Here is a 22799-nt window from a genome sequence, read left to right on the forward strand (position 1 = left end):
AGCAGGGTGTGGCGGTAGCGGAGGAATCTCAAATTACCATCACCTTCCGCAGCGCCTGCGCCAGCTGCGCCTGGGTAAACGGCTTACGCAGTAGCTGAACGTCAGGAAGCTGAGGATTATGCGTGGGCCGTAAATCCTGCCCGCTGATCAGCAGCACCGGAAGCTGCGGATAGTGGCTGCGCACATGGTTAATCACCTCGGCCCCGCTCAGGTTTCCGGGCAACATCAGGTCGCTGATAAACATGCCAATATCCTCTGACGCCGCCAGCATGCTCAGCGCCTGCTCGCCGTTGTCTGCTTCCAGCGTCAGATAGCCCAGCTGATGCAGCTGTTCGCACAGGGTCTGGCGCACATCGGCCTCATCTTCCAGCACCAGCACCAGCCGCTCGTTATCGACGGAGGCGGTGGCAGAGAGGGTTTCATCTTCAGGTACCACGGGCAGCGTCGAGCGCGGAAGGTGAAGCCGCACGGTCGTCCCCTGCCCCGGTGCGCTCTCGATCTCCACGCGACCGCCGGACTGACGCACAAAACCGTAGACCATCGACAGGCCTAGCCCGCTTCCGCTCCCGGTCTGTTTGGTGGTGAAGAACGGTTCAAACACCCGGGATTTCACCTCCTGCGACATACCGCAGCCGCGGTCAATGACCTCCAGCGCCACCATATCCTGCCTGCGTCCGTCGCTGCGGGTGACGCGCTGATTCCAGGTGCGGATTTTAATCACCCCGCTTTGCCCTTCCATCGCATCGCGGGCGTTCATCACCAGGTTGATGATGGCGTTTTCCAGCTGGCTGACGTCTATCCAGGCGGGCCACGCCGGGGATTGCGCTTCAATCTCCAGCGTCAGGGTGGCAGGCAAAGAGTGGCGCATCAGCTCTTTGAGGTTCTCCAGCAGCGGGCGCATCTCAACCGCATGCGGCGTCAGGGATTGCTTACGGGAGAACGCCAGCAGGCGCTGCGTCAGCAGGGCGCCACGCTCGGCCGCCTTCAGCGCCCGGGTGATGCGCGGCGCGTCTTTTGCATCAGGATCGGTGAGTTCAAGGCTGCCGATGATCACCGCCAGCAGGTTGTTAAAATCATGCGCCAGCCCGCCCGTCAGCTGTCCGACGGCTTTCATTTTCTGGCTGTGCAGCAGCGCCTCCTCCAGCCCCTGACGCTCAATGCGGTCGATCTCCATCTGGGTAGTTTTCTCTTTCAGCAGACGCGTGGTGTGCTCAAGCGAAGCGGTGTTGCGGGCAAAAACGTTGAACGCACGCGCCAGCTCTCCCAGCTCATCGCGCCGCTGCAGGGCGGGGACGGAGACATCCTGTTCGCCGTGAGCCAGTCGTGACATCGCCCGGGAAATTGCTGTCAGGTTGGAGGCCAGATTGCGGTAGATATACCAGCATGCGCACCCGGTGATGATCAACGCCAGCACGGCGAAGATGCTAATAAATACGCTGATGGATTGCAGTTCATGATGGCTCTGGGCCGTGCGAAGCCGGGAGGCCTGCGCGACCTGTTCTACATACTGGTTGATGTCGCTGTTGAGGATCGCCACCAGCGCCTTGATGTGAAACATATACCAGTTGATCGCCAGATCGCTCTCTTCCAGCTGCGTCGACAGCGGGGCGAGCCTGCGCAGCTCGTCGTTGAAATCGGGCAGCACAACGTTCACGACAGGCTGCGTTGCGCGTCGCGGCAAGGTCGCGGTGACGGCATCCAGCTGCTGTATCGTGGCGCGCGGCGAGGGGGTGTCGATGGCGGCGATAATCAGCCTGTCCATTTCCGCGAGCTGCTGCGCATCCGGTACGTTGCTGCCAAACCGCCGGTTAATGTCCTGCAGGTGGCGTAAATAGCTCTGGCTTTGATAAAGCGAACTGAGGAGCGCGTTGCGCTGCAGATGGCGTCGCTGTCCGCGCTCGAGCATGCCCGTCACGCTCTGCTGTAATTCATTGCTTCGTTGAATAATACGCGCCACCAGCCCCGGCTCTTGCTGCGCTAAAGGGGCTTCGGCCAGCTGCTCCAGCGAGCGGCGCAGCGCCATTTGCGTCTGCTTCAGCCGCTCGGCTTCGCCTTTATATTCCAGCGCCCCCACCACCTGCGAGAGCCGTACCGCCGCCGTCGCCACGCTGGCGGTATCACGGGCGAGGTTCATGCTGCCGGTCATGTCAACCAGCGTTTGCTGCTGCACCTGCTCCTGAATCTGGCTGGCATGCCGGAAACCGAGCACCGCCACGCCACTCACCATCAGCGTCACGGCGACCACCAGCAGATTGAAAATCAGCAGACGACCGCGGGCGCTGGCAAAAAACGGGGGGCGTGATGGCATGGGTTTGGACTCCTCTGCGGTTTGGTGCCCTCACCCTGGCCCTCTCCCACGGGGAGAGGGAAAAGAGAAATGTGATGGCGATTAGCTATTCATAACTATGACAAATATGAACAGCTTCTGACATTTTGCATTTACGCACCTGTGATGAAGTGCAGATATCAACATTCACAGGAGATCCGCCATGAGCAGAACCCCGGTACTGGAGATGCGCCGCATTGCCAAAACGTTTGGCAATTTTCACGCGCTCAAGGGTGTGGATTTGACGGTCTTTCCCGGTGAGATCCATGCGCTGATGGGTGAAAACGGCGCGGGAAAAAGCACGCTGATGAAAATCCTCGCCGGGGCGTATACCGCCACCGGCGGTGAGATCCTGATCGACGGTCAGCCGTTTCACATTAAAGGGCCGAAAGATGCGCTGGCCGCCGGTATTACCCTGATTTATCAGGAGATGCAGCTCGCGCCGAATCTGACCGTCGCCGAGAATATCTTCCTTGGCAGCGAGCTGTCGCGCGGCGGGATGGTCCAGCGCAAAGAGATGGCCGCCCAGGCCCAGGCGGTCATCGATCGTCTGGGCGCCCAGTTCAGCGCCACCGATCGGGTGATGAAGCTGACCATCGCCGAGCAGCAGCAGGTGGAAATCGCCCGCGCGCTGCACCGCAACAGCCGCATTCTGGTGATGGATGAACCCACCGCGGCCCTCTCCTCACGCGAAACCCATCGCCTGTTTGAACTGATTTTGCGTCTGCGCGATGAAGGAATGGCGATCATCTATATCAGTCATCGCATGGCGGAAGTGTATGAGCTCTCTGACCGCGTCAGCGTGCTGCGCGACGGGCAGTACGTCGGCAGCCTGACGCGCGACAAGCTGAACGCCTCCGAGCTGGTGAAGATGATGGTAGGCCGCCCGTTAAGCGATCTGTTCAACAAAGAGCGTGATATCCCGCTCGGCAGCCCGCGTCTCAACGTGCACCACCTCACTGACGGTAAAAAAGTCCAGCCCTGTAGCCTGCAGGTGCGTTCCGGGGAAATTGTCGGGCTGGCGGGGCTTGTCGGTGCCGGACGCTCCGAGCTGGCGCAGCTGATCTTCGGCGTGCGTAAAGCCACGGGGGGGATGATTGAGGTCGACGGCGAGCCGGTGGTGATCCACTCTCCACGCGCAGCCATCGAAAACGGCATCGGTTTTCTTACCGAGAACCGCAAGGAGCAGGGGCTGTTTCTGGAGCTGGCGGCGCAGGAGAACATCACCATGGCGACGCTGGAGCGCGATGCCACCTTCGGCATGCTTAACCGCAAGAAAGCGCAGTCCATCTCCGATGACGCCATTGCCCTGCTGAACATCCGCGTGCCCCATTCTCAGGTGCGCGCCGGTGGGCTGTCGGGCGGTAATCAGCAGAAGCTGCTCATCTCCCGCTGGGTGGCCATTGGCCCGCGTATTTTGATTCTGGACGAACCGACGCGCGGCGTGGATGTCGGTGCAAAAAGTGAGATCTACCGCATCATGAACCAGATGGCGCGCAAGGGGGTGGCCATTTTGATGATCTCCAGCGAGCTGCCGGAAGTGGTGGGGATGAGCGACCGGGTGTACGTGATGCGCGAAGGCAGCATTGCGGGTGAGCTCCACGGGCACGACATCTCTCAGGAAAACATCATGACGCTGGCAACCGGCGTGAATGACACTCATCATCAGGCGGTATCACTATGACAACTCCTACCCATCCGCAGCAGGTGGCGAAATCGGCCTCAGCCAAAAAATTGCTGATGAGCGATCTGATGCAAACGGTCGGCATCTTACCGATTCTCATCCTGATCGTCGCGGTATTTGGCGTAATTGCGCCCAACTTCTTCACGGAAAGCAACCTGCTCAACATTACCCGTCAGGCGTCGATCAACATCGTACTGGCGGCAGGCATGACCTTCATTATTTTAACCGGCGGGATTGACCTCTCCGTGGGCTCGATTCTGGGCACCACGGCGGTGGCCGCGATGGTGGTGTCGCTGATCCCGGAATTCGCCGGGCTGTCTATTCCCGCCGCGCTGATGCTTGGCATGGTGCTGGGCCTGTTCAACGGCGCGCTGGTGGCCTTTGCCGGGCTACCGCCGTTTATCGTCACGCTTGGCACCTATACGGCACTGCGCGGGGCGGCGTATCTGCTAGCCGACGGCACGACCGTCATTAACTCAAACATCAACTTTGAGTGGATAGGTAATAACTATCTCGGCCCCGTGCCGTGGCTGGTGGTGATCGCCCTGGCGGTGATTGTGGTGTGCTGGTTTATCCTGCGCCGCACCACGCTCGGCGTTCACATCTATGCCGTGGGCGGCAACATGCAGGCGGCGCGCTTAACGGGCATTAAGGTCTGGCTGGTGCTGCTGTTCGTGTATGGCATGAGCGGCCTGCTCTCCGGATTAGGCGGCGTGATGAGTGCGTCGCGCCTCTATAGCGCCAACGGCAACCTGGGTATGGGCTACGAGCTGGATGCGATTGCCGCCGTGATCCTCGGCGGGACCAGCTTCGTCGGCGGGATCGGCACGATCACCGGCACGCTGGTCGGTGCATTGATCATCGCCACGCTCAACAACGGCATGACGCTGATGGGCGTCTCCTATTTCTGGCAACTGGTGATCAAAGGGGCGGTGATCATCATTGCGGTGCTGATCGACAAATACCGTACCCGACACCATCAAAGTGCATAACAACAATACCCTACGTGTGAGGAAGACAAGATGCGTTTGAAACCGTTAGTGACCGCGCTCTGTGCTGGCGCGCTGCTTGCCGCAACGCCGTTTGCGCAGGCGAAAGATCTGAAATCCATCGGCGTGACGGTGGGCGACCTGGCTAACCCGTTCTTCGTGCAGATCACCAAAGGTGCCGAGCTGGAAGCGCGCAAGCTGGCGGGCGATAACGTCAAAGTCACGCTGGTCTCCAGCGGGTACGATCTGGGCCAGCAGGTGGCGCAGATCGACAACTTTATTGCCGCCAAAGTGGACATGATCATCCTTAACGCCGCGGATTCCAAAGGGATCGGCCCGGCGGTGAAACGCGCGAAAGACGCCGGGATCGTGGTCGTTGCGGTTGACGTCGCAGCGGAAGGGGCCGATGCGACGATCACCTCCGATAACACCCAGGCGGGCGAAATGGCCTGTAAGTACATTACTGACCGCCTGAACGGCAAAGGCAACGTAGTGATCATCAACGGGCCACCGGTCTCTGCGGTGCAAAACCGCGTGGAAGGTTGCCAGACAGAGTTCAAAAAGCATCCGGATATCAAGGTGCTCTCGGATAACCAGAACGCCAAAGGCAGTCGCGAAGGCGGCCTGGAAGTCATGACCTCCCTGCTCGCGGCGAATCCGAAGATCGACGGCGTCTTCGCTATTAACGATCCCACCGCGATCGGTGCCGATCTGGCGGCAAAACAGGCGCAGCGCAACGAGTTCTTTATCGTCGGCGTGGATGGCAGCCCGGACGGTGAAGAAGCCCTGAAGCGGGAAAACTCCCTGTTTGTCGCGACCCCGGCGCAAGATCCGCAGGTGATGGCGGCAAAAGCGGTGGAGATCGGCTATGACATACTACAGGGCAAACCTGCGCCGAAAGCGCCTGTGCTGATCCCGGTGACGATGATCGATAAAAAGAACGTCGGCTCGTATAAGGGATGGACGGTTAAATAACCCCCCCTCACCCTAACCCTCTCCCCAAAGGGGAGAGGGAACGATTACACCCTCTCCCCTTTGGGGAGAGGGCTGGGGTGAGGGGTACGTTTTGCACATAATCGAAGGAGTCCCCATGAAACGCTCCGACATCAATGAAATCCTCGGCCACACGCGACAGTTCTTCTCCATGCACGACGTACACCTCCCACCGTTTGCCAGCTTTCCGCCCACGAAGTGGCAACAGCTCGATCGGGCCGCCTGGCGGGAAGTGTTTGATCTTAAGCTCGGCTGGGACGTGACGGCGTTCGGTGGCAACAACTTTGCCGCACAGGGGCTCACGCTGTTTACCCTGCGCAACGGCTCACCGAACGGCATGCCCTATGAAAAAAGCTATGCCGAAAAAATCATGCACGTACGCGACGGCCAGGTCACGCCGATGCACTTTCACTGGCGTAAACGCGAAGACATCATCAACCGGGGCGGCGGCAATCTGATCGTGGAATTGTGGAACGCCGGCGCGCATGAAGAGACGGAAAACACCGACGTGACGGTCACCGTCAACGGTTGCCGCCAGACCCACGCGCCCGGCAGCCAGTTGCGCCTCACCCCAGGGGAGAGTATCTGCCTGACACCCGGTCTTTACCACAGTTTCTGGGGCGAACGCGGCTTCGGCGACGTGCTGGTCGGGGAAGTGTCATCGGTCAATGACGATGAACACGACAACCACTTTTTACAACCCGTTGCCCGCTATAACAATATTGAAGAAGACGAACCGGCGGTGCTGGTGCTGTGCAACGAGTACAACCTGTTTCGGATATAAGGGGTAAATGATGCCACTGATTTCGCTTGCCGACGGTCTTGCCCACGCCAGACAGCACCACTATGCGCTGGGCGCGTTTAACGTGCTCGACTCCCACTTCCTGCGCGCGCTGTTCGCCGCCGCAAAACAGGAACGCTCGCCTTTTATCATCAACATCGCCGAAGTGCACTTTAAGTACGTGTCGCTGGATTCGCTTGTCGAAGCGGTTAAGTTCGAGGCCGCTCGCCATGATATTCCCGTGGTGCTCAACCTCGACCATGGCCTGCATTTTGACGCCGTCGTGCGCGCCCTGCGCTTAGGGTTCAGCTCCGTGATGTTCGATGGCTCAACCCTGAGCTACGAGGAAAATATTCGCCAGACGCGGGAAGTGGTGAAGATGTGCCATGCGGTGGGCGTCTCGGTGGAGGCTGAGCTTGGCGCAGTGGGTGGCGATGAAGGCGGCGCGCTTTACGGGCATGCGGATGAAGCCTGCTTTACCGACCCACAGCGGGCACGGGAATTTGTCGATTCAACCGGCATTGACGCACTGGCAGTCGCTATTGGCAACGCGCACGGCAAATACCGGGGCGAGCCGAAACTCGATTTCCCGCGCCTGGACGCCATTCGCCAGCAGACGGGGCTGCCGCTGGTGCTGCACGGCGGCTCCGGCATTAGCGATGCCGATTTTCGTCGCGCCATCGAGTTGGGTATTCATAAAATCAATTTTTACACCGGCATGTCGCAGGCCGCGCTCGCCGCCGTGGAGCAGCGCATGGCCAACCGTCAGCCGCTGTACGATGAGTTTGCCGAGCTGCTGCTGAGTATAGAAGAGGCGATTACCGATACGGTCGCCGAACAGATGCGCATCTTCGGCAGCGCGGGGCAGGCATAATGGAACGTAAGGGCATCATTGCCGCAGGCAATATGCTGGTGGACCATGTCCACCAGATCGTGCAATGGCCGGAGCGCGGCTGGCTGGCGGAAATCACCCACAGCGAACGTTCCACCGGCGGTGCGCCGCTGAACGTCCTGCTGACGCTGGCAAAAATGCACGTTGGTCTGCCGCTGCAGGCGGTGGGCCTGATTGGCGAAGACAGCGACGGAGACTACATTCTGGCGATGCTCGACCAGTATCACGTCAACCGCCAGCGCGTGCAGCGCACCACCTTTGCCCCGACCTCCATGTCGCAGGTGATGACCGATCCCAGCGGACAACGCACCTTTTTCCACTCCCCGGGAGCCAACCGCCTGCTGGATCTGCCTGCCTTCGACCGTCTTGACGGATCGATGAAAATTTTCCATCTCGGCTATCTTTTGCTGCTCGACAGCCTGGATATGCCGGATGACGAATTTGGCACCCGCAGCGCGCGGCTGCTGGCACAAATGCGCGACCAGGGGTATGAAACCTCGCTTGACCTGGTCTCCCGCAAGGGCGACCCGCGCTATCAGCCGCTGGTGCTCCCTGCCCTGCGCCATCTTGATTATCTGGTGATTAACGAACTGGAAGCCGGCGAGTTTAGCGGCCTGACAATGCGTGACGAAAACGACGCCCCGCATATTGCCCATATCGCCGAAGCCGCCGCGCAGCTGCTGGCGGCGGGTGTTCGCCAGCGGGTGGTCATCCACTGCCCGGAAGGCGCATGGGGAGAAACGCCGGATGAAAAAGGACGCTGGATCCCCTCCTGGATGCTGGAACAGGAAGAAATTATCGGCAGCGTCGGCGCGGGCGATGCCTTTTGCGCGGGCTTTTTATATGGCTGCCATGAATCGCTGCCGCTGACGGAGAGTATTTATCTGGCGCATGCCTGCGCGCGGGCCAGCCTGCTGGCCGCGAACGCCATTGACGGTGCGAAAACGCTGGCCGAGCTGCAGCTGTTTATCAAAGAGCATCGTTAGGCTGCTTTCTCGCTATGGGACACATCGCTGGCAAACACGTAACCCAGCCCACGAATGGTTTTGATCAGGGCGGGCTGGTGCGGGTTAACCTCGATCTTCCGGCGCAGGCGCATGATCAACACGTCGATCGTGCGATCGAACACGTCAGCACTTTCGCTGTGGGTCAGCTCAAGTAGTCGATCGCGGCTCAGCACCCGACGGGCATTTTGCGTAAGGGCCAGCAGCAGGCCGTACTCGCCCTGAGTTAAGGGCACAGTATTTCGCTGCGGATCGCTGAGCTCACAGCGGGTGGTGTCGAGCGTCCAGCCATTAAAGGTAATCCCCGCGACGGGCGCCGCGGGGGGTTCTGCCGCCAGCACGCCCGTACGGCGCAGCACCGCTTTCACCCGGGCGACCACCACACGCGGGTTAAACGGTTTGCCAATATAATCATCGGCCCCCATCTCCAGCCCCACCACCACATCTGACTCACTGCCCAGTCCGGTTAACATCACAACCGGCAGCGCCGGACGCTGCTTTTGCAGCTGCAGCAGAACCTGGAGGCCGTTGATATCCGGCAACATCATGTCCAGCAGGACAAGCGCGATATTCGGCTCCTGCTGCACCTGGCGCAGTGCATCCTGGCCGTTATGGCAGACCAGCACGCTAAAGACGTGCTCGCTGAGCACATCCTGAAGCAGTTCACAGACTGCCGTATCGTCATCAACCACCAGAATCGCCGGTTTCATCGTATGCTTCCGTCAGGGGATTATGTTAAGTCTGAACTATTCTGCCGTCGGCTCCAGTCAAATGGTTTTTTCAGTGACGGAAATTCAACCCATGTCACATCCGCTGCCCTGTCGACACGTCAATTTTGACGATTCGCTGTTTCTGGTCAGCGTTTTCGTCGCCAGCAGGCCGTAAAGTCTGGGTATACCCACACTAAAAACATGGCATAGAAGCTGCATAGTGGGGTGCGAATGATTCGATTAACTGGAGCAGACTGATGAAAAAAGTCGTCACGGTTTGCCCTTATTGTGCCTCAGGTTGCAAGATCCACCTGGTGGTCGATAACGGCAAAATCGTCCGGGCGGAGGCCGCACAGGGGAAAACCAACCAGGGCACGCTCTGCCTGAAAGGTTACTACGGCTGGGATTTTATTAACGATACCCAAATCCTCACCCCGCGCCTGAAAACCCCCATGATCCGCCGCGAGCGCGGCGGCAAGCTGGAAGCCGTCGCGTGGAATGAGGCGCTGGACTACGTTGCCACCCGCCTGAGCGCCATCAAGGCCAAGTATGGTCCGGATGCGATTCAGACCACCGGCTCCTCACGCGGAACGGGGAATGAAACTAACTATGTGATGCAAAAATTCGCGCGCGCCGTTATTGGTACCAATAACGTCGACTGCTGCGCTCGCGTCTGACACGGCCCATCGGTTGCAGGTCTGCACCAGTCGGTCGGTAACGGCGCAATGAGTAACGCGATCAATGAGATAGATAACACCGATCTGGTGTTTATTTTCGGCTATAACCCGGCGGATTCTCACCCTATCGTCGCGAACCACGTTATCCGCGCGAAGCAGAATGGGGCGAAAATTATCGTCTGCGATCCGCGCAAAATTGAAACCGCGCGCATTGCGGATATGCACATTGCGTTGAAAAACGGCTCGAACATTGCGCTGTTAAACGCCATGGGGCACGTCATTATTGAGGAGAATCTGTACGACCAGGCGTTTGTTGCGACCCGTACGGAAGGCTTTGAAGAGTATCGGAAAATTGTCGAAGGCTATACGCCAGAATCGGTCGAAGCGATAACCGGCGTCAGCGCACAGGAAATCCGCCAGGCGGCAAGAATGTATGCCGGGGCGAAAACCGCCGCCATTCTGTGGGGTATGGGCGTGACCCAGTTCTACCAGGGTGTGGAAACCGTGCGTTCCCTGACCAGCCTCGCCATGCTCACTGGCAATCTTGGCAAAGCGCATGTTGGCGTGAACCCGGTACGTGGACAGAATAACGTCCAGGGCGCCTGTGATATGGGGGCGCTGCCGGATACCTATCCGGGCTATCAGTACGTGAAATTCCCGGAAAACCGCGCCAAATTCGCGAAGGCCTGGGGCGTGGAAAGTTTGCCTGAGCACACCGGATACCGCATCAGCGAGCTGCCGCACCGGGCGGCGCATGGCGAAGTGCGTGCGGCCTATATCATGGGTGAAGATCCTCTCCAGACCGATGCCGAGCTCTCTGCGGTACGCAAAGGGTTTGAGGATCTGGAGCTGGTGATTGTCCAGGATATCTTTATGACTAAAACCGCGGCGGCGGCGGATGTGATTTTACCGTCAACCTCCTGGGGCGAGCATGAAGGCGTCTACACGGCGGCAGACCGGGGATTCCAGCGCTTCTTTAAAGCGGTCGAACCGAAGTGGGATCTGAAAACGGACTGGCAGATTATCAGCGAAATCGCCACCCGCATGGGTTACCCGATGCACTACAACAATACCCAGGAGATCTGGGACGAGTTGCGTCATCTCTGCCCGGATTTCACCGGCGCGACCTATGAAAAAATGGGTGAGCTGGGGTACATCCAGTGGCCATGCCGCGATGAGTCAGCCTCCGACCAGGGGACGTCGTATCTCTTTAAAGAGAAATTCGACACCCCGAACGGGCTGGCGCAGTTCTACACCTGCGACTGGGTCGCACCGATCGATAAACTCACCGATGAGTATCCGATGGTGCTCTCCACCGTGCGTGAAGTGGGCCACTACTCCTGCCGTTCGATGACCGGCAACTGCGCCGCGCTGGCGGCGCTGGCGGATGAGCCGGGTTATGCACAAATCAACACCGCCGACGCGGAACGCCTTGGTATCGAGGACGACGCGCTGGTGTGGGTGAACTCGCGCAAAGGGCGGATCATCACCCGGGCACAGGTCAGCGACCGACCCAACAAAGGGGCGGTTTACATGACCTACCAGTGGTGGATTGGTGCCTGTAACGAGCTGGTGACGGAAAACCTCAGCCCGATAACCAAAACGCCGGAGTATAAATACTGCGCCGTTCGCGTGGAGCCGATTGCGGATCAACACGCGGCTGAACAGTATGTAATTGACGAATATAACAAGCTGAAAGCCCGACTACGCGAAAGCGCAATGGGTTGAAGCCGTTAATTGAACGTTGAATAAAGGGAGTGAAATATTCGCTCCCTTTTTATTTCCGCTTAATTCATTAAAAATATCAATTATTACTCTGGAAAGCGGCTCGCAGAAATAATGTAATTTACGCCGAATAGAATTACATCTTTGCATTTTAATTCAGAGAGATAAGATGTGCGACGGGTGCTTAAGACTTTCTGTCTTGAGCATTAGTGAGGGACGGAAAGTAGAAAGCCCCGGGAAATATTCATTTACCCGAGGCTACTCCCTCAACTACCTACAGGTTGAGAGTAGCCTCTTATTCTTTTTTTGACAAGGAGTAAAAGGCATGACGCCATTAAAAACTGCGTTAGGCATCGTCTTTATTGTTTGCCTGACGATAGTGATCTTTACCTTTATTACTCGCGGTAAGTTATGCGAGTTTTCAATAAAGAGTGAGCATCAGGAGGTGGCGGCAAAATTAGCCTGCAACGCAGGCTAACCTCTACGGGCGGAACAACGGTTCCGCCCGGCTTGCAGGATGCTGAGGTCTTAATGCACCCATTCTTTTCTTTTGCGCCCGCGATTATACTGCGCGGCGTGTACCCAGATGATAAGCATCCATGAAACCCATTTTTCTGTTGTTAGTGTTTTTAACGTCCTTCGCCCGCGCGGATGAGATAGGCAGCCAGTACCAGAAACAGGCAGAAGCCGGCGATGCCCGCGCCCAGTATTATCTTGCCGATACGTACTTCAGCTCCGGCGACAGCAAGCAGGCTGCGCTGTGGGCCGAGAAAGCCGCGAAAGGCGGGGATGTCGACGCCATGGGGTTGCTCTCGCAAATCCTCTTTACGCAGGGTAATTACGCGCAGGCCAAAGCCCTGGCCCAACAGGCGAACATTGCTGGCAGCAAACGCGGTGCGATCATGCTGGCACGCATTCTGGTGAATACTCAGGCAGGCAAAACTGACTATCCCCAGGCCATCAAACTGCTGCAGACGGCCACCGAAGATATCGACAACGACTCGGCGGTCGATGCGCAACTGCTGCTGGGTCTGATTTATGCCAACGGCGTAGAGGTGGCACAGGATGACGTGCAGGCCGCCTCGTGGTTCAAGCGGAGTTCAGCCCTTTCGCGTACGGGCTACGCCGAGTACTGGGCAGGGATGTTGTTCAGACAGGGGGAGAAAGGCTTTATCACACCCAATAAACAGAAAGCACTGTACTGGTTGAACCTGAGCTGTACAGAAGGGTTTGATACGGGGTGCGAAGAGTTTGATGCGTTGAGCGGGGAATAAAATCCCCTCACCCTAACCCTCTCCCCAAAGGGGAGAGGGAAGACAACGTTACATTACTGGTCAGCCGTCTTATCAAAACGACCCAGCACCTCGCGTTCATACGCCAGCGCTTTTTTACGATCGAATTTGTGTTCCCACTTGGCGATCACCAGCACCGCCAGCGCATTACCCACCACGTTCAGCGCCGTACGCGCCATGTCGAGGATACGATCCACACCGGCGATAAACGCCAGACCTTCCAGCGGAATGCCGACGCTGCCCAGCGTCGCCAGCAGCACCACGAAGGAGACGCCCGGCACGCCCGCGATACCTTTTGAGGTGACCATCAGCGTCAGCACCAGCACGATCTCCTGCCACAGCGACAGGTCAATGCCGTACAGCTGCGCAATAAAGATAGCGGCGATACTCTGGTACAGCGTCGAACCGTCCAGATTAAACGAGTAACCGGTAGGCACCACGAAGCTGGTAATCGAGGCCGGCGCACCATAGGCCTCCATCTTCTCAATAATGCGCGGCAGCACGCTCTCTGAGCTTGCCGTGGAGTAGGCCAGAATCAGCTCATCTTTGAGGATACGGATCAGGATCCAGATGCTCAGCCCGCACAGACGCGCCACAATCCCCAGCACCACCAGCGCAAAGAACAGGATGGCGAAATGCACCAGGATCACCAGCTTCGCCAGCGGCCACAGGGAGGCAAAACCGAAGTTCGCCACGGTGACGGCAATAAGCGCAAACACCCCGACCGGCGCGTAACGCATCACCATGTGGGTCACTTTAAACATGGTTTCGGAGATAGAGCGGAACACCGTTACCAGCGGTTCACGGTGCGTCGCCGGCAGCGAGGAGAGTCCCAGACCAAACAGCACGGAGAAGAAGATGATAGGCAACATCTCGCCCTTCGCCATCGACGCCACAATATTGGTCGGCACCAGCGACAGGATCGTCCCCATCAGGCCGTGCGCATGGCTTTGCACGTCAGCGGTTGTGCTTTGGTATTTCGAAATATCCACCGTTGCCAGTTGCGACATATCGATCCCGGAACCGGGCTGGAACACGTTCGCCATGGTGATACCGAGAACGATCGCGACCGTAGTGATCACTTCGAAATAGATAATGGTTTTCGCCCCGATGCGGCCTAACTGTTTTGCATCGCCAACGCCCGCAATACCGACCACCAGCGTCGAGATCACAATCGGTACCACAATCATCTTAATCAGATGAATAAAGATATCCCCTGCCGGAGAGAGCAGGTTGGCAATCAGCCATTCGCGGCTGTCGCTGTGATAGTGGAGGTAACTGCCCAGTAAGATGCCCAGCACAAGGGCTAGCAAGATCTGCCAGGCTAGGCTGACTTTAACGTTTTTCATAGAAACTGACTTCCTCAATGAAGCTCCTCAGTCACGCAATGTGAATGAATACGGAGACATACTGAAAGGGTATGCATTGTGTTGCGTTGGTTTATGGGATTTTTTAACGCGGCGTATGAGTATCATTTGCGCGGCCTGTTGCGCAAGCCTTAAAGAACGACGCATTTCACTCATAAAAGCGACGATGACGGGGGTTTGTTCTAATTCTGATAAATAACCGTTTGTTATAAAAACGCTTTTTTAAACATAAATGTGAATAATCGTCAGCATAAATTATTTTCCTTCAAACTTTCATTCGCTCATTTTTCAACCTGTTCAAACAATGCGTGATCTGCAGCCCAAATAATAAACAAAGCTTGTAAAGCCCCTACAATTAACGTTTTTGCGACATATTATTAACATCTTACAAGGAGAAAAAAAGCCATGAGCCAAATACACAAACATGACATTCCCGCAAACATTGCGGACCGTTGCCTGATCAACCCGGAGCAGTACCACGAGAAATATCAGCAATCTATCACTGCCCCGGACGCGTTCTGGGGTGAGCAGGGCCATATCCTGGACTGGATCAAACCCTATCAGAAGGTGAAGAACACCTCCTTTGCACCCGGCAATGTCTCCATTAAATGGTATGAAGATGGCACGCTGAACCTGGCGGCGAACTGCCTTGACCGCCACCTTGCCGAGCGCGGGAATGAGACGGCCATTATCTGGGAAGGCGATGATGCCTCGCAGAGCAAACACATTACCTATAAAGAACTACACCGCGACGTGTGCCGCTTCGCCAACGTCCTGCTGGAAAGAGGCATTAAAAAAGGCGATGTGGTCGCGATCTATATGCCGATGGTGCCGGAAGCGGCGGTGGCCATGCTGGCCTGCGCCCGTATCGGCGCGATTCATTCCGTTATTTTCGGTGGCTTCTCGCCAGAAGCGGTTGCCGGCCGTATTGTCGATTCCAGTTCAAAACTGGTGATCACCGCCGATGAAGGCGTGCGTGCGGGGCGCGGTATCCCGCTGAAGAAAAATGTCGACGAGGCGCTGAAAAACCCGAACGTTAAAACGGTAAGTAACGTTATTGTCCTGAAGCGCACCGGCGGCAAAATCGACTGGAACGAGGGGCGTGACCTGTGGTGGAGCGATCTGATTGAGAACGCCAGTGACCAGCATCAGCCGGAAGAGATGAACGCGGAAGATCCGCTCTTCATTCTTTATACCTCCGGTTCAACCGGCAAACCGAAAGGGGTGTTGCACACCACCGGCGGCTATCTGGTCTATGCGGCCACCACTTTCAAATACGTCTTCGACTACCATCCTGGCGACATCTACTGGTGTACCGCCGACGTGGGCTGGGTGACGGGACACAGTTACCTGCTGTATGGCCCTTTGGCCTGTGGCGCAACCACGCTGATGTTTGAAGGCGTGCCAAACTGGCCGACGCCGGCGCGGATGTGTCAGGTCGTCGACAAACATCAGGTCAACATCCTCTACACCGCCCCAACGGCGATCCGCGCCTTAATGGCGGAAGGGGATAAAGCCATTGAAGGCACAGACCGTTCTTCATTGCGCATTCTCGGGTCCGTCGGCGAGCCTATCAACCCGGAAGCCTGGGAGTGGTACTGGAAAAAAATCGGTAACGAGAAATGCCCGGTGATGGACACCTGGTGGCAGACCGAAACCGGCGGCTTTATGATCACCCCGATGCCGGGCGCCACACAGCTGAAAGCCGGTTCCGCCACCCGTCCGTTCTTCGGCGTGCAGCCTGCGCTGGTGGATAACGAAGGTCATCCGCTGGAAGGGGCCACCGAAGGCAACCTGGTGATCGTCGACTCCTGGCCGGGCCAGGCGCGTACCCTGTTCGGCGACCACGATCGCTTCGAGCAGACCTACTTCTCAACCTTCAAAAACATGTACTTCAGCGGCGACGGCGCGCGTCGTGACGAAGATGGCTATTACTGGATCACCGGACGCGTGGACGACGTACTGAACGTCTCCGGCCACCGTCTTGGCACCGCGGAGATTGAATCTGCCCTGGTCTCACATCCGAAGATTGCCGAGGCGGCCGTGGTGGGTATTCCGCACAACATCAAAGGCCAGGCGATTTACGCGTACGTCACCCTGAACCACGGGGAAGAACCGTCGCCAGAGCTGTATACCGAGGTGCGCAACTGGGTCCGTAAAGAGATTGGCCCGCTTGCCACGCCGGACGTGCTGCACTGGACCGATTCGCTGCCGAAAACCCGCTCCGGCAAAATCATGCGTCGTATTTTGCGCAAAATCGCGGCGGGAGACACCAGCAATCTCGGTGATACCTCAACGCTCGCGGATCCTGGCGTGGTGGAAAAACTGCTCGAAGAGAAGCAGGCCATCGCAATGCCATCATAATGTTTTCTCCCTCTCCCTGCGGGAGAGGGCCGGGGTGAGGGCATCAGACCGCACCCTCCCCCCTCACCCTAACCCTCTCCCCACAGGGGAGAGGGAACTAAAAACAAACCCACCTTACCTCTGGAGAACTCTGTGATGAATAACGATATTTGTCAGCAGATAGAGAATAGTGCGCACTACAGGGAGCTCGTCGATAAGCGGCAACGGTTTGCCTTCATTCTTTCCATCATCATGCTGATTATCTACGTCGGCTTTATTCTGCTGATCGCCTTTGCGCCGCACTGGCTGGGTACCCCGCTGCACGAGGGCACCAGCGTGACGCGCGGTATTCCCATCGGGATTGGCGTGATTGTGGTTTCATTTGTGCTGACCGGCGTCTACGTCTGGCGCGCGAACGGTGAATTCGATCGTCTTAATAAAGCGGTACTGCAAGAGGTAAAAGCATCATGAAGCGCGTCCTGACGGCGCTAGCCGCCACACTTCCCTTTGCCGCCAACGCGGCAGATGCCATTACCGGCGAGGTACAGCGCCAGCCAACCAACTGGCAGGCGATTGTGATGTTCCTGATTTTCGTCGTGCTGACGCTGTATATCACATACTGGGCGTCGAAACGCGTGCGCTCCCGTAACGATTATTACACCGCAGGCGGCAACATTACCGGTTTCCAGAACGGACTGGCGATTGCGGGAGACTTTATGTCCGCGGCCTCGTTCCTCGGGATTTCTGCGCTGGTGTACACCTCCGGCTATGACGGCCTGATCTACTCCCTCGGCTTCCTCGTCGGCTGGCCGATCATTCTGTTCCTGATCGCCGAACGCTTGCGCAACCTGGGGCGCTATACCTTCGCAGACGTGGCCTCATACCGTCTGAAGCAGGGGCCGATTCGCTCCCTCTCCGCCTGCGGTTCGCTGGTGGTGGTGGCGCTGTACCTGATTGCGCAGATGGTCGGCGCGGGTAAACTGATTGAACTGCTGTTCGGCCTGAACTACCACGTCGCGGTGGTGCTGGTTGGCGTCCTGATGGTGATGTACGTCCTGTTCGGCGGCATGCTGGCGACCACCTGGGTGCAGATTATCAAAGCGGTTCTGCTGCTGTTCGGCGCCAGCTTTATGGCCTTTATGGTGATGAAGCACGTCGGGTTCAGCTTCAATAACCTGTTTACCGAAGCGATGGCGGTCCATCCGAAAGGGGAAGCCATCATGAGTCCGGGCGGGCTGGTGAAAGACCCGATTTCTGCCCTGTCCCTCGGTCTGGGCCTGATGTTCGGTACCGCTGGCCTGCCTCACATCCTGATGCGCTTTTTCACCGTGAGCGATGCGCGAGAAGCGCGTAAGAGCGTCTTCTACGCCACCGGTTTCATGGGTTACTTCTATATCCTGACCTTTATCATCGGCTTTGGCGCCATCATGCTGGTGGGGGCGAATCCGGCGTTTAAAGACGCGGCGGGTGCGCTGATTGGCGGGAACAACATGGCAGCGGTGCACCTGGCTGATGCGGTGGGTGGCAACCTGTTCCTCGGCTTTATCTCGGCCGTGGCTTTCGCCACCATTCTTGCGGTGGTTGCAGGTTTAACCCTCGCAGGCGCGTCTGCGGTGTCGCACGACCTCTACGCCAACGTCTTCCGTAAAGGGGCAAGCGAACGTGATGAGCTGAAAGTCTCTAAAATCACCGTGCTGGTGCTGGGCGTAGTCGCCATTCTGCTGGGTATTCTGTTCGAGAAGCAGAACATCGCCTTTATGGTGGGGCTGGCCTTCTCCATTGCCGCAAGCTGTAACTTCCCAATCATTCTGCTCTCCATGTACTGGTCAAAACTGACCACCCGTGGGGCGATGATTGGCGGCTGGCTGGGGCTGTTGACGGCAGTGATCCTGATGATTCTGGGTCCGACCATCTGGGTGCAGATCCTCGGTCACGCCAGCGCCATCTTCCCGTACGAATACCCGGCGCTGTTCTCGATCGCCGTGGCGTTCATCGGTATCTGGTTCTTCTCGGCCACCGACAACTCGCCGGAGGGTAACCTGGAGCGTGAGAAATTCCGCGCCCAGTTTATCCGTTCACAAACCGGTCTCGGCGTTGAGCAGGGCCGCGCGCACTAAGCCATTCTCCCCGGTCGTTCTGGCCGGGGAGCTTAAAACATCACCCACGCCACCAGCGGCGCAATCAGCACCATCACCACGCCTGAAAGCATCATCACCAGGCTTGCCACTACGCCCTCCTGCTGACCCAGTTCATACGAGCGTGCCGTGCCCGCGCCGTGCGACGCCGCGCCAAACCCTGCGCCTTTGGCCATCCCTTCCCGAATAGAAAGCCGCAGAAAGAGCATATCGCCGACCGCCATCCCAAAAACGCCCGTCACCACCACGAACAGCGCCACCAGATCCGGCTGCCCACCAAGCGGTTTCGCGGCCGCCAGCGCAAACGGCGTGGTCACCGAACGCACGGCCAGGCTGCGCTGAATTTCATCGGGCAGCGTAAACAGCCTTGCCAGCCAGACGGAACTACAGACCGCCACCACCGTGGCGGTGAGCACGCCTGCGCTGAGCGACATCCAGTGGCGTTTGATGATCGCCAGGTTGTCGTAAACGGGAACGGCAAAGGCGATGGTCGCCGGGCCAAGCAGCCATAGCAGCCAGTGGGATTCACCAATGTAGTCCTGCCAGGAGATATGACCAAAGACCAGCATCAGCACCAGCAGGATCGGTGTGAAGACCAGCGGCATCAGCGGCAGAGCATGAAAACGGCGATACAGCCGCTTGTTGGCGAAGTAGATCCCCAGCGTGGCAATCAGGCACAGGACGCTTATCTGAAAGTTAGTCATGTTTGTGCCTGCGGATTTCAAAGCGATAGACTTTATCCACCACCCAGGCGGTCGCCCCCAGCACCATCAGCGTACTCAGTGCGATGACCGCGAAGATGCGCCAGCCGTCCACCATCAGCAGTTGGGCATAGTTCACCACCGCCACCACGGCAGGGACAAAAAACAGCAGCATCTCTGCTAACAGCCAGCGCGCGCCGGCGCGTACCCAGTTAAGGGGGATCACGCGACAGAGGATAAGCGTCAGCATCAGCAGCATCCCCACCAGGTTGGCAGGCAGCGGCAGATGGAGCCAGCCGACAAGATATTCAGCGAAAACGAACAATCCCGCGTAAAGCAGTACCTGAACCGGTACCTGGAGTCGTTGTACAACGGCAGGCGTAACACGGCTTAACGCCACGGCCATGGGGGTTTTCCTCAAAAATGAGACGAGGCGCCAGTATAGTGAGCGCACGGTGTGGACTGAAATGAATTAAAATCATCACAGGTATAGTTTCGAGGAATAATCATGGACATAAGAACGCTGCGCTATTTTGTCGAAGTGGTTCGCCAGCAAAGTTTTACCCGCGCAGCGGAGAAGTTGTTTGTTACCCAGCCCACCATCAGCAAAATGCTGAAAAACCTCGAAGATGAACTGAACTGTACCCTGCTGATCCGCGACGGGCGCAAGCTGTTGCTGACCGACACCGGACGCGTGGTGTTCGAACGTGGGCTGGCGATTCTGGCGGAGTTCCGCCAGCTGGAAGCGGAGCTGGATGATATAAACCACCTGACGAAAGGGGTGCTGCGCCTCGGCATTCCACCGATGGTGGGAATGATGATGGCCGGGCCGATTAGCCTGTTTCGCCAGCGTTACCCCGGCGTTGAGCTGAAGATTTCGGAGTTTGGTGGGTTAACCGTACAGCAGGCCGTCACCAACGGTGAGCTCGACGTGGCAATGACCGCCCTCCCCGTTGAGGAAGAGAGCGGTCTGGCGACGCTTCCGCTCTTTAGCCACCCGCTGTGCGTGCTGGTTCCCCGCTCCGGCGACTGGCTGAAGAGAGACTCGGTGAAGCCTGAATTGCTCGGTGAGCACCCTCTGTTGATCTATAACGAAGACTTCGCCTTAAGCCGCCAGTTGATGACGCTGTTTCAACACCATAACGTGAAGCCGCGCATTGCGGTGCGCAGCGGTCAGTGGGATTTCCTGGCGGCGATGGTGCAGGCAGGCGTAGGCATTGCCATCCTGCCGCAGCCGATATGCGAACGTCTGGATAAAAACACGCTGCGCTGGATCCCGCTGGAGAGCGACCTGCACTGGCAACTGGGGATGATCTGGCGTGAAGGGGTCTATTTGTCCCAGAGTGCGCAGGCGTGGCTGCAGTGTTGTGAGGGGTTTTGGGTGCGGTCTGAATAGTGCCGGGTGGCGGCTTCGCCTTACCCGGCCTACGGTTCGGACGTAGGCCCGGTAAGCGCAGCGCCACCGGGCAAAAGCGTGCTACTGATTCTCTATCAACAGCGCTTCCAGCAGGTCCAGATCGTGTAACAGCTTTTGCAGCGTCTCGTTGCTGATCTGGCGCGTGGCGCGCAGATGGTACAGCTCGGCACGCTCTGAGCGCAGCGCCGCCAGGCGGAACCGGCGCTCCAGGTTCTCCTCCTGCAGCGAGCTTTCCACGTCGTTACGCCCATCGGCGCGGCGACGCAGGTTACCAATCACCCGGGAACTGACTTCCGTCAGCAGCTGATTGTCGATGTTCTCTTCCGCATCCGCGGCCAGACGCTCTTCCATTTTCTGAATCGCGACAATCGCCACTTCAGCGGTGGCCGCACGCGCGATACGCTCCTCTTTGTGCTGCTGAGTCGAGTCCCCCGCGTCAATATGCTGCAGCAAAATCGGCAGCATAATCACGCCGACAAACAGGGAGAACAGGATCACGCCCGCCGCCAGGAACACCAGTTCGTAACGCGCCGGGAAGACATCACCCGTGGGCAGCAACAGCGGAATGGAGAGCACACCGGCGAGGGTGATCGCCCCGCGCACGCCGGCAAAGGAGGCAATCAGCAGCTCACGCGTGGTCCACGAGCCGAACTCCATCGGTTTTTTCTTCAGGAAGCGCACGCTGAACTTTTTCATCGTCCACAGCCAGCCGAAACGCACCAGCATCAGCGCCAGGTAGATCAGCACGATGTCGGTAAACAGCATCCAGACCTCAACATTCGGGTCGGCTTCGGCCGCCACCAGCGAGGATTCCATAATGCCAGGCAGCTGCAGGCCCAACAGCAGGAATACCATGCCGTTAAAGACAAATTCCAGCATGGCCCAGGTGCTGTTGGCACGCAGGCGCATGGCCAGCGGCGCGCGGCGCATCACGCCAGAGCGGGTGATGGTCATCCCTGCCGCAACCGCCGCCAGAATGCCCGACACGCCAATATGTTCAGCAATCAGATAAGAGGCAAACGGCAGCAGGAACAGCAGCACAATCTGCGTCGCCGGCTCATCGCCGCCCCAGCGGCTGAGGAAGCGCAATGAGCGACCGTACAGCCAGCTCACCACGAAGCCTGCCAGGATCCCGCCAATGGCCACCTTAAAGAACTCCAGGGTCGCGCCGCCGACGGTAAAGACCATCGTCCCCATCGCCACGGCCACGGCAAATTTCAGTGCGACCAGACCGGAGGCGTCATTCATCAGCGCCTCACCCTGTAAAATCCCCATGATTTTCTTCGGAATGCGGCCTTCACCCACAATGCCGGACAGCGCCACGGCATCGGTTGGCGACAGCACGGCGGCCAGCGCGAAAGCCGGAATTAATGGGATGCCGGGTACGGCCCAGTAGATGAGAAAACCAATCCCGACCACGGTGACCACCACCAGCGCCAGCGCCAGGCCCAGGATCTCTCGTCCGTGCTCAAGGAACTCGCGCGTCGGCGTTTTCCAGCCATCGGCAAACAGCAGTGGCGGGATAAACAGTACGAGGAACAGTTCGGGGTCAAATTCCACGTGCAGGCCAAACGTCGGCCACGCCAGCAGCGCGCCGATGGCAATTTGCATTAATGGCAGGGGGACCTGAAAGGGCAGTACGCGTGTAACCACCCCGGATAGCGAGACCACAAGGGTCATGATGAGTATTGTGAAGAAGATTTCCATGCGTTCCCTGTTTGCTGTGTTGCTTATTTACTACGGAAGGCGTCGTGCCTTTTATT

General features: G+C 57.9%; 19 protein-coding genes. 13 read left to right on the top strand and 6 right to left on the bottom strand.

Annotated features, from left to right (window positions below):
• Window positions 1-28 precede the first annotated feature (28 nt).
• On the bottom strand, window positions 29-2308 hold the full coding sequence (locus GM298_RS17835) for a hybrid sensor histidine kinase/response regulator (protein ID WP_266154888.1): 2280 nt from the start codon (window positions 2306-2308) through the stop codon (window positions 29-31).
• 181 nt (window positions 2309-2489) lie between these two features.
• Between GM298_RS17835 and GM298_RS17840 the strand changes: the two genes are divergently transcribed.
• From GM298_RS17840 to GM298_RS17865, 6 genes are all read left to right on the top strand, one after another.
• Window positions 2490-4010 (top strand): sugar ABC transporter ATP-binding protein, encoded by a 1521-nt coding sequence (locus GM298_RS17840; protein ID WP_025757878.1) that lies wholly within the window; start codon window positions 2490-2492, stop codon window positions 4008-4010.
• Window positions 4007-5002 carry an ABC transporter permease subunit gene (locus GM298_RS17845; protein WP_059386366.1) on the top strand — a complete coding sequence of 332 codons (996 nt, stop codon included), beginning with the start codon at window positions 4007-4009 and terminating at the stop codon, window positions 5000-5002. Before GM298_RS17840 ends, GM298_RS17845 begins: the two co-directional genes overlap by 4 nt.
• A 30-nt stretch (window positions 5003-5032) precedes the next feature.
• Window positions 5033-5974, top strand: coding sequence for an ABC transporter substrate-binding protein (locus GM298_RS17850; RefSeq protein ID WP_025757875.1), 942 nt, complete (start codon window positions 5033-5035; stop codon window positions 5972-5974).
• A gap of 115 nt (window positions 5975-6089) precedes the next feature.
• On the top strand, window positions 6090-6776 hold the full coding sequence (locus GM298_RS17855; protein WP_266154892.1) for a D-lyxose/D-mannose family sugar isomerase: 687 nt from the start codon (window positions 6090-6092) through the stop codon (window positions 6774-6776).
• Window positions 6777-6786: 10 nt separating this feature from the next.
• Window positions 6787-7647 (top strand): ketose 1,6-bisphosphate aldolase, encoded by an 861-nt coding sequence (locus GM298_RS17860; protein WP_259567586.1) that lies wholly within the window; start codon window positions 6787-6789, stop codon window positions 7645-7647.
• Window positions 7644-8651, top strand: coding sequence for a carbohydrate kinase family protein (locus GM298_RS17865; protein ID WP_266154961.1), 1008 nt, complete (start codon window positions 7644-7646; stop codon window positions 8649-8651). The genes GM298_RS17860 and GM298_RS17865 overlap by 4 nt, the downstream gene beginning before the upstream one ends.
• On the opposite strand, the gene GM298_RS17870 is transcribed toward GM298_RS17865, so the two are convergent.
• Window positions 8648-9379, bottom strand: a complete 732-nt coding sequence (locus GM298_RS17870; RefSeq protein WP_047957556.1) for a response regulator — start codon at window positions 9377-9379, stop codon at window positions 8648-8650. The two genes, GM298_RS17865 and GM298_RS17870, sit on opposite strands and share 4 nt — an antisense overlap.
• A gap of 257 nt (window positions 9380-9636) precedes the next feature.
• Here GM298_RS17870 and fdhF point away from each other — a divergent pair, with 257 nt between their 5' ends.
• From fdhF to GM298_RS17885, 3 genes are all read left to right on the top strand, one after another.
• A complete protein-coding gene (fdhF, locus tag GM298_RS17875) occupies window positions 9637-11784 on the top strand; it encodes a formate dehydrogenase subunit alpha (RefSeq protein WP_266154895.1) in 2148 nt (715 codons plus the stop codon).
• Window positions 11785-12106: 322 nt separating this feature from the next.
• On the top strand, window positions 12107-12259 hold the full coding sequence (locus GM298_RS17880) for a Hok/Gef family protein (RefSeq protein WP_059386360.1): 153 nt from the start codon (window positions 12107-12109) through the stop codon (window positions 12257-12259).
• A gap of 121 nt (window positions 12260-12380) precedes the next feature.
• Window positions 12381-13055 carry a tetratricopeptide repeat protein gene (locus tag GM298_RS17885; RefSeq protein WP_045285543.1) on the top strand — a complete coding sequence of 225 codons (675 nt, stop codon included), beginning with the start codon at window positions 12381-12383 and terminating at the stop codon, window positions 13053-13055.
• A gap of 53 nt (window positions 13056-13108) precedes the next feature.
• On the opposite strand, the gene gltP is transcribed toward GM298_RS17885, so the two are convergent.
• Complete coding sequence (gene gltP / locus GM298_RS17890) at window positions 13109-14422, bottom strand: glutamate/aspartate:proton symporter GltP (protein WP_088244021.1); 1314 nt, start codon at window positions 14420-14422, stop codon at window positions 13109-13111.
• 423 nt (window positions 14423-14845) lie between these two features.
• Between gltP and acs the strand changes: the two genes are divergently transcribed.
• The 3 genes from acs to actP all read left to right on the top strand — a co-directional run bounded on the left by acs (window position 14846) and on the right by actP (window position 18900).
• Window positions 14846-16804 carry an acetate--CoA ligase gene (gene acs, locus GM298_RS17895; protein ID WP_059386358.1) on the top strand — a complete coding sequence of 653 codons (1959 nt, stop codon included), beginning with the start codon at window positions 14846-14848 and terminating at the stop codon, window positions 16802-16804.
• Between the two features lie 135 nt (window positions 16805-16939).
• Window positions 16940-17254 (top strand): DUF485 domain-containing protein, encoded by a 315-nt coding sequence (locus tag GM298_RS17900; protein ID WP_025757861.1) that lies wholly within the window; start codon window positions 16940-16942, stop codon window positions 17252-17254.
• Entirely contained in the window at window positions 17251-18900 is a 1650-nt protein-coding gene (gene actP, locus GM298_RS17905) for a cation/acetate symporter ActP (RefSeq protein ID WP_025757860.1), read from the top strand. Before GM298_RS17900 ends, actP begins: the two co-directional genes overlap by 4 nt.
• A 32-nt stretch (window positions 18901-18932) precedes the next feature.
• Here actP and GM298_RS17910 read toward each other — a convergent pair whose 3' ends face one another.
• Complete coding sequence (locus tag GM298_RS17910) at window positions 18933-19622, bottom strand: LrgB family protein (protein ID WP_025757859.1); 690 nt, start codon at window positions 19620-19622, stop codon at window positions 18933-18935.
• On the bottom strand, window positions 19615-20025 hold the full coding sequence (locus GM298_RS17915; protein WP_025757857.1) for a CidA/LrgA family protein: 411 nt from the start codon (window positions 20023-20025) through the stop codon (window positions 19615-19617). Before GM298_RS17915 ends, GM298_RS17910 begins: the two co-directional genes overlap by 8 nt.
• A gap of 102 nt (window positions 20026-20127) precedes the next feature.
• On the opposite strand from GM298_RS17915, the gene GM298_RS17920 reads away from it, so the two are divergent.
• Complete coding sequence (locus tag GM298_RS17920) at window positions 20128-21015, top strand: LysR family transcriptional regulator (protein WP_025757856.1); 888 nt, start codon at window positions 20128-20130, stop codon at window positions 21013-21015.
• An 81-nt stretch (window positions 21016-21096) separates the two neighbouring features.
• Here the strand turns inward: GM298_RS17920 and GM298_RS17925 are convergent, their stop codons facing one another.
• Window positions 21097-22743 (bottom strand): Na+/H+ antiporter, encoded by a 1647-nt coding sequence (locus GM298_RS17925; protein ID WP_025757855.1) that lies wholly within the window; start codon window positions 22741-22743, stop codon window positions 21097-21099.
• Window positions 22744-22799 lie beyond the last annotated feature (56 nt).

This window comes from Enterobacter sp. HSTU-ASh6 (assembly GCF_026319105.1).
GTDB lineage: Bacteria > Pseudomonadota > Gammaproteobacteria > Enterobacterales > Enterobacteriaceae > Enterobacter > Enterobacter sichuanensis.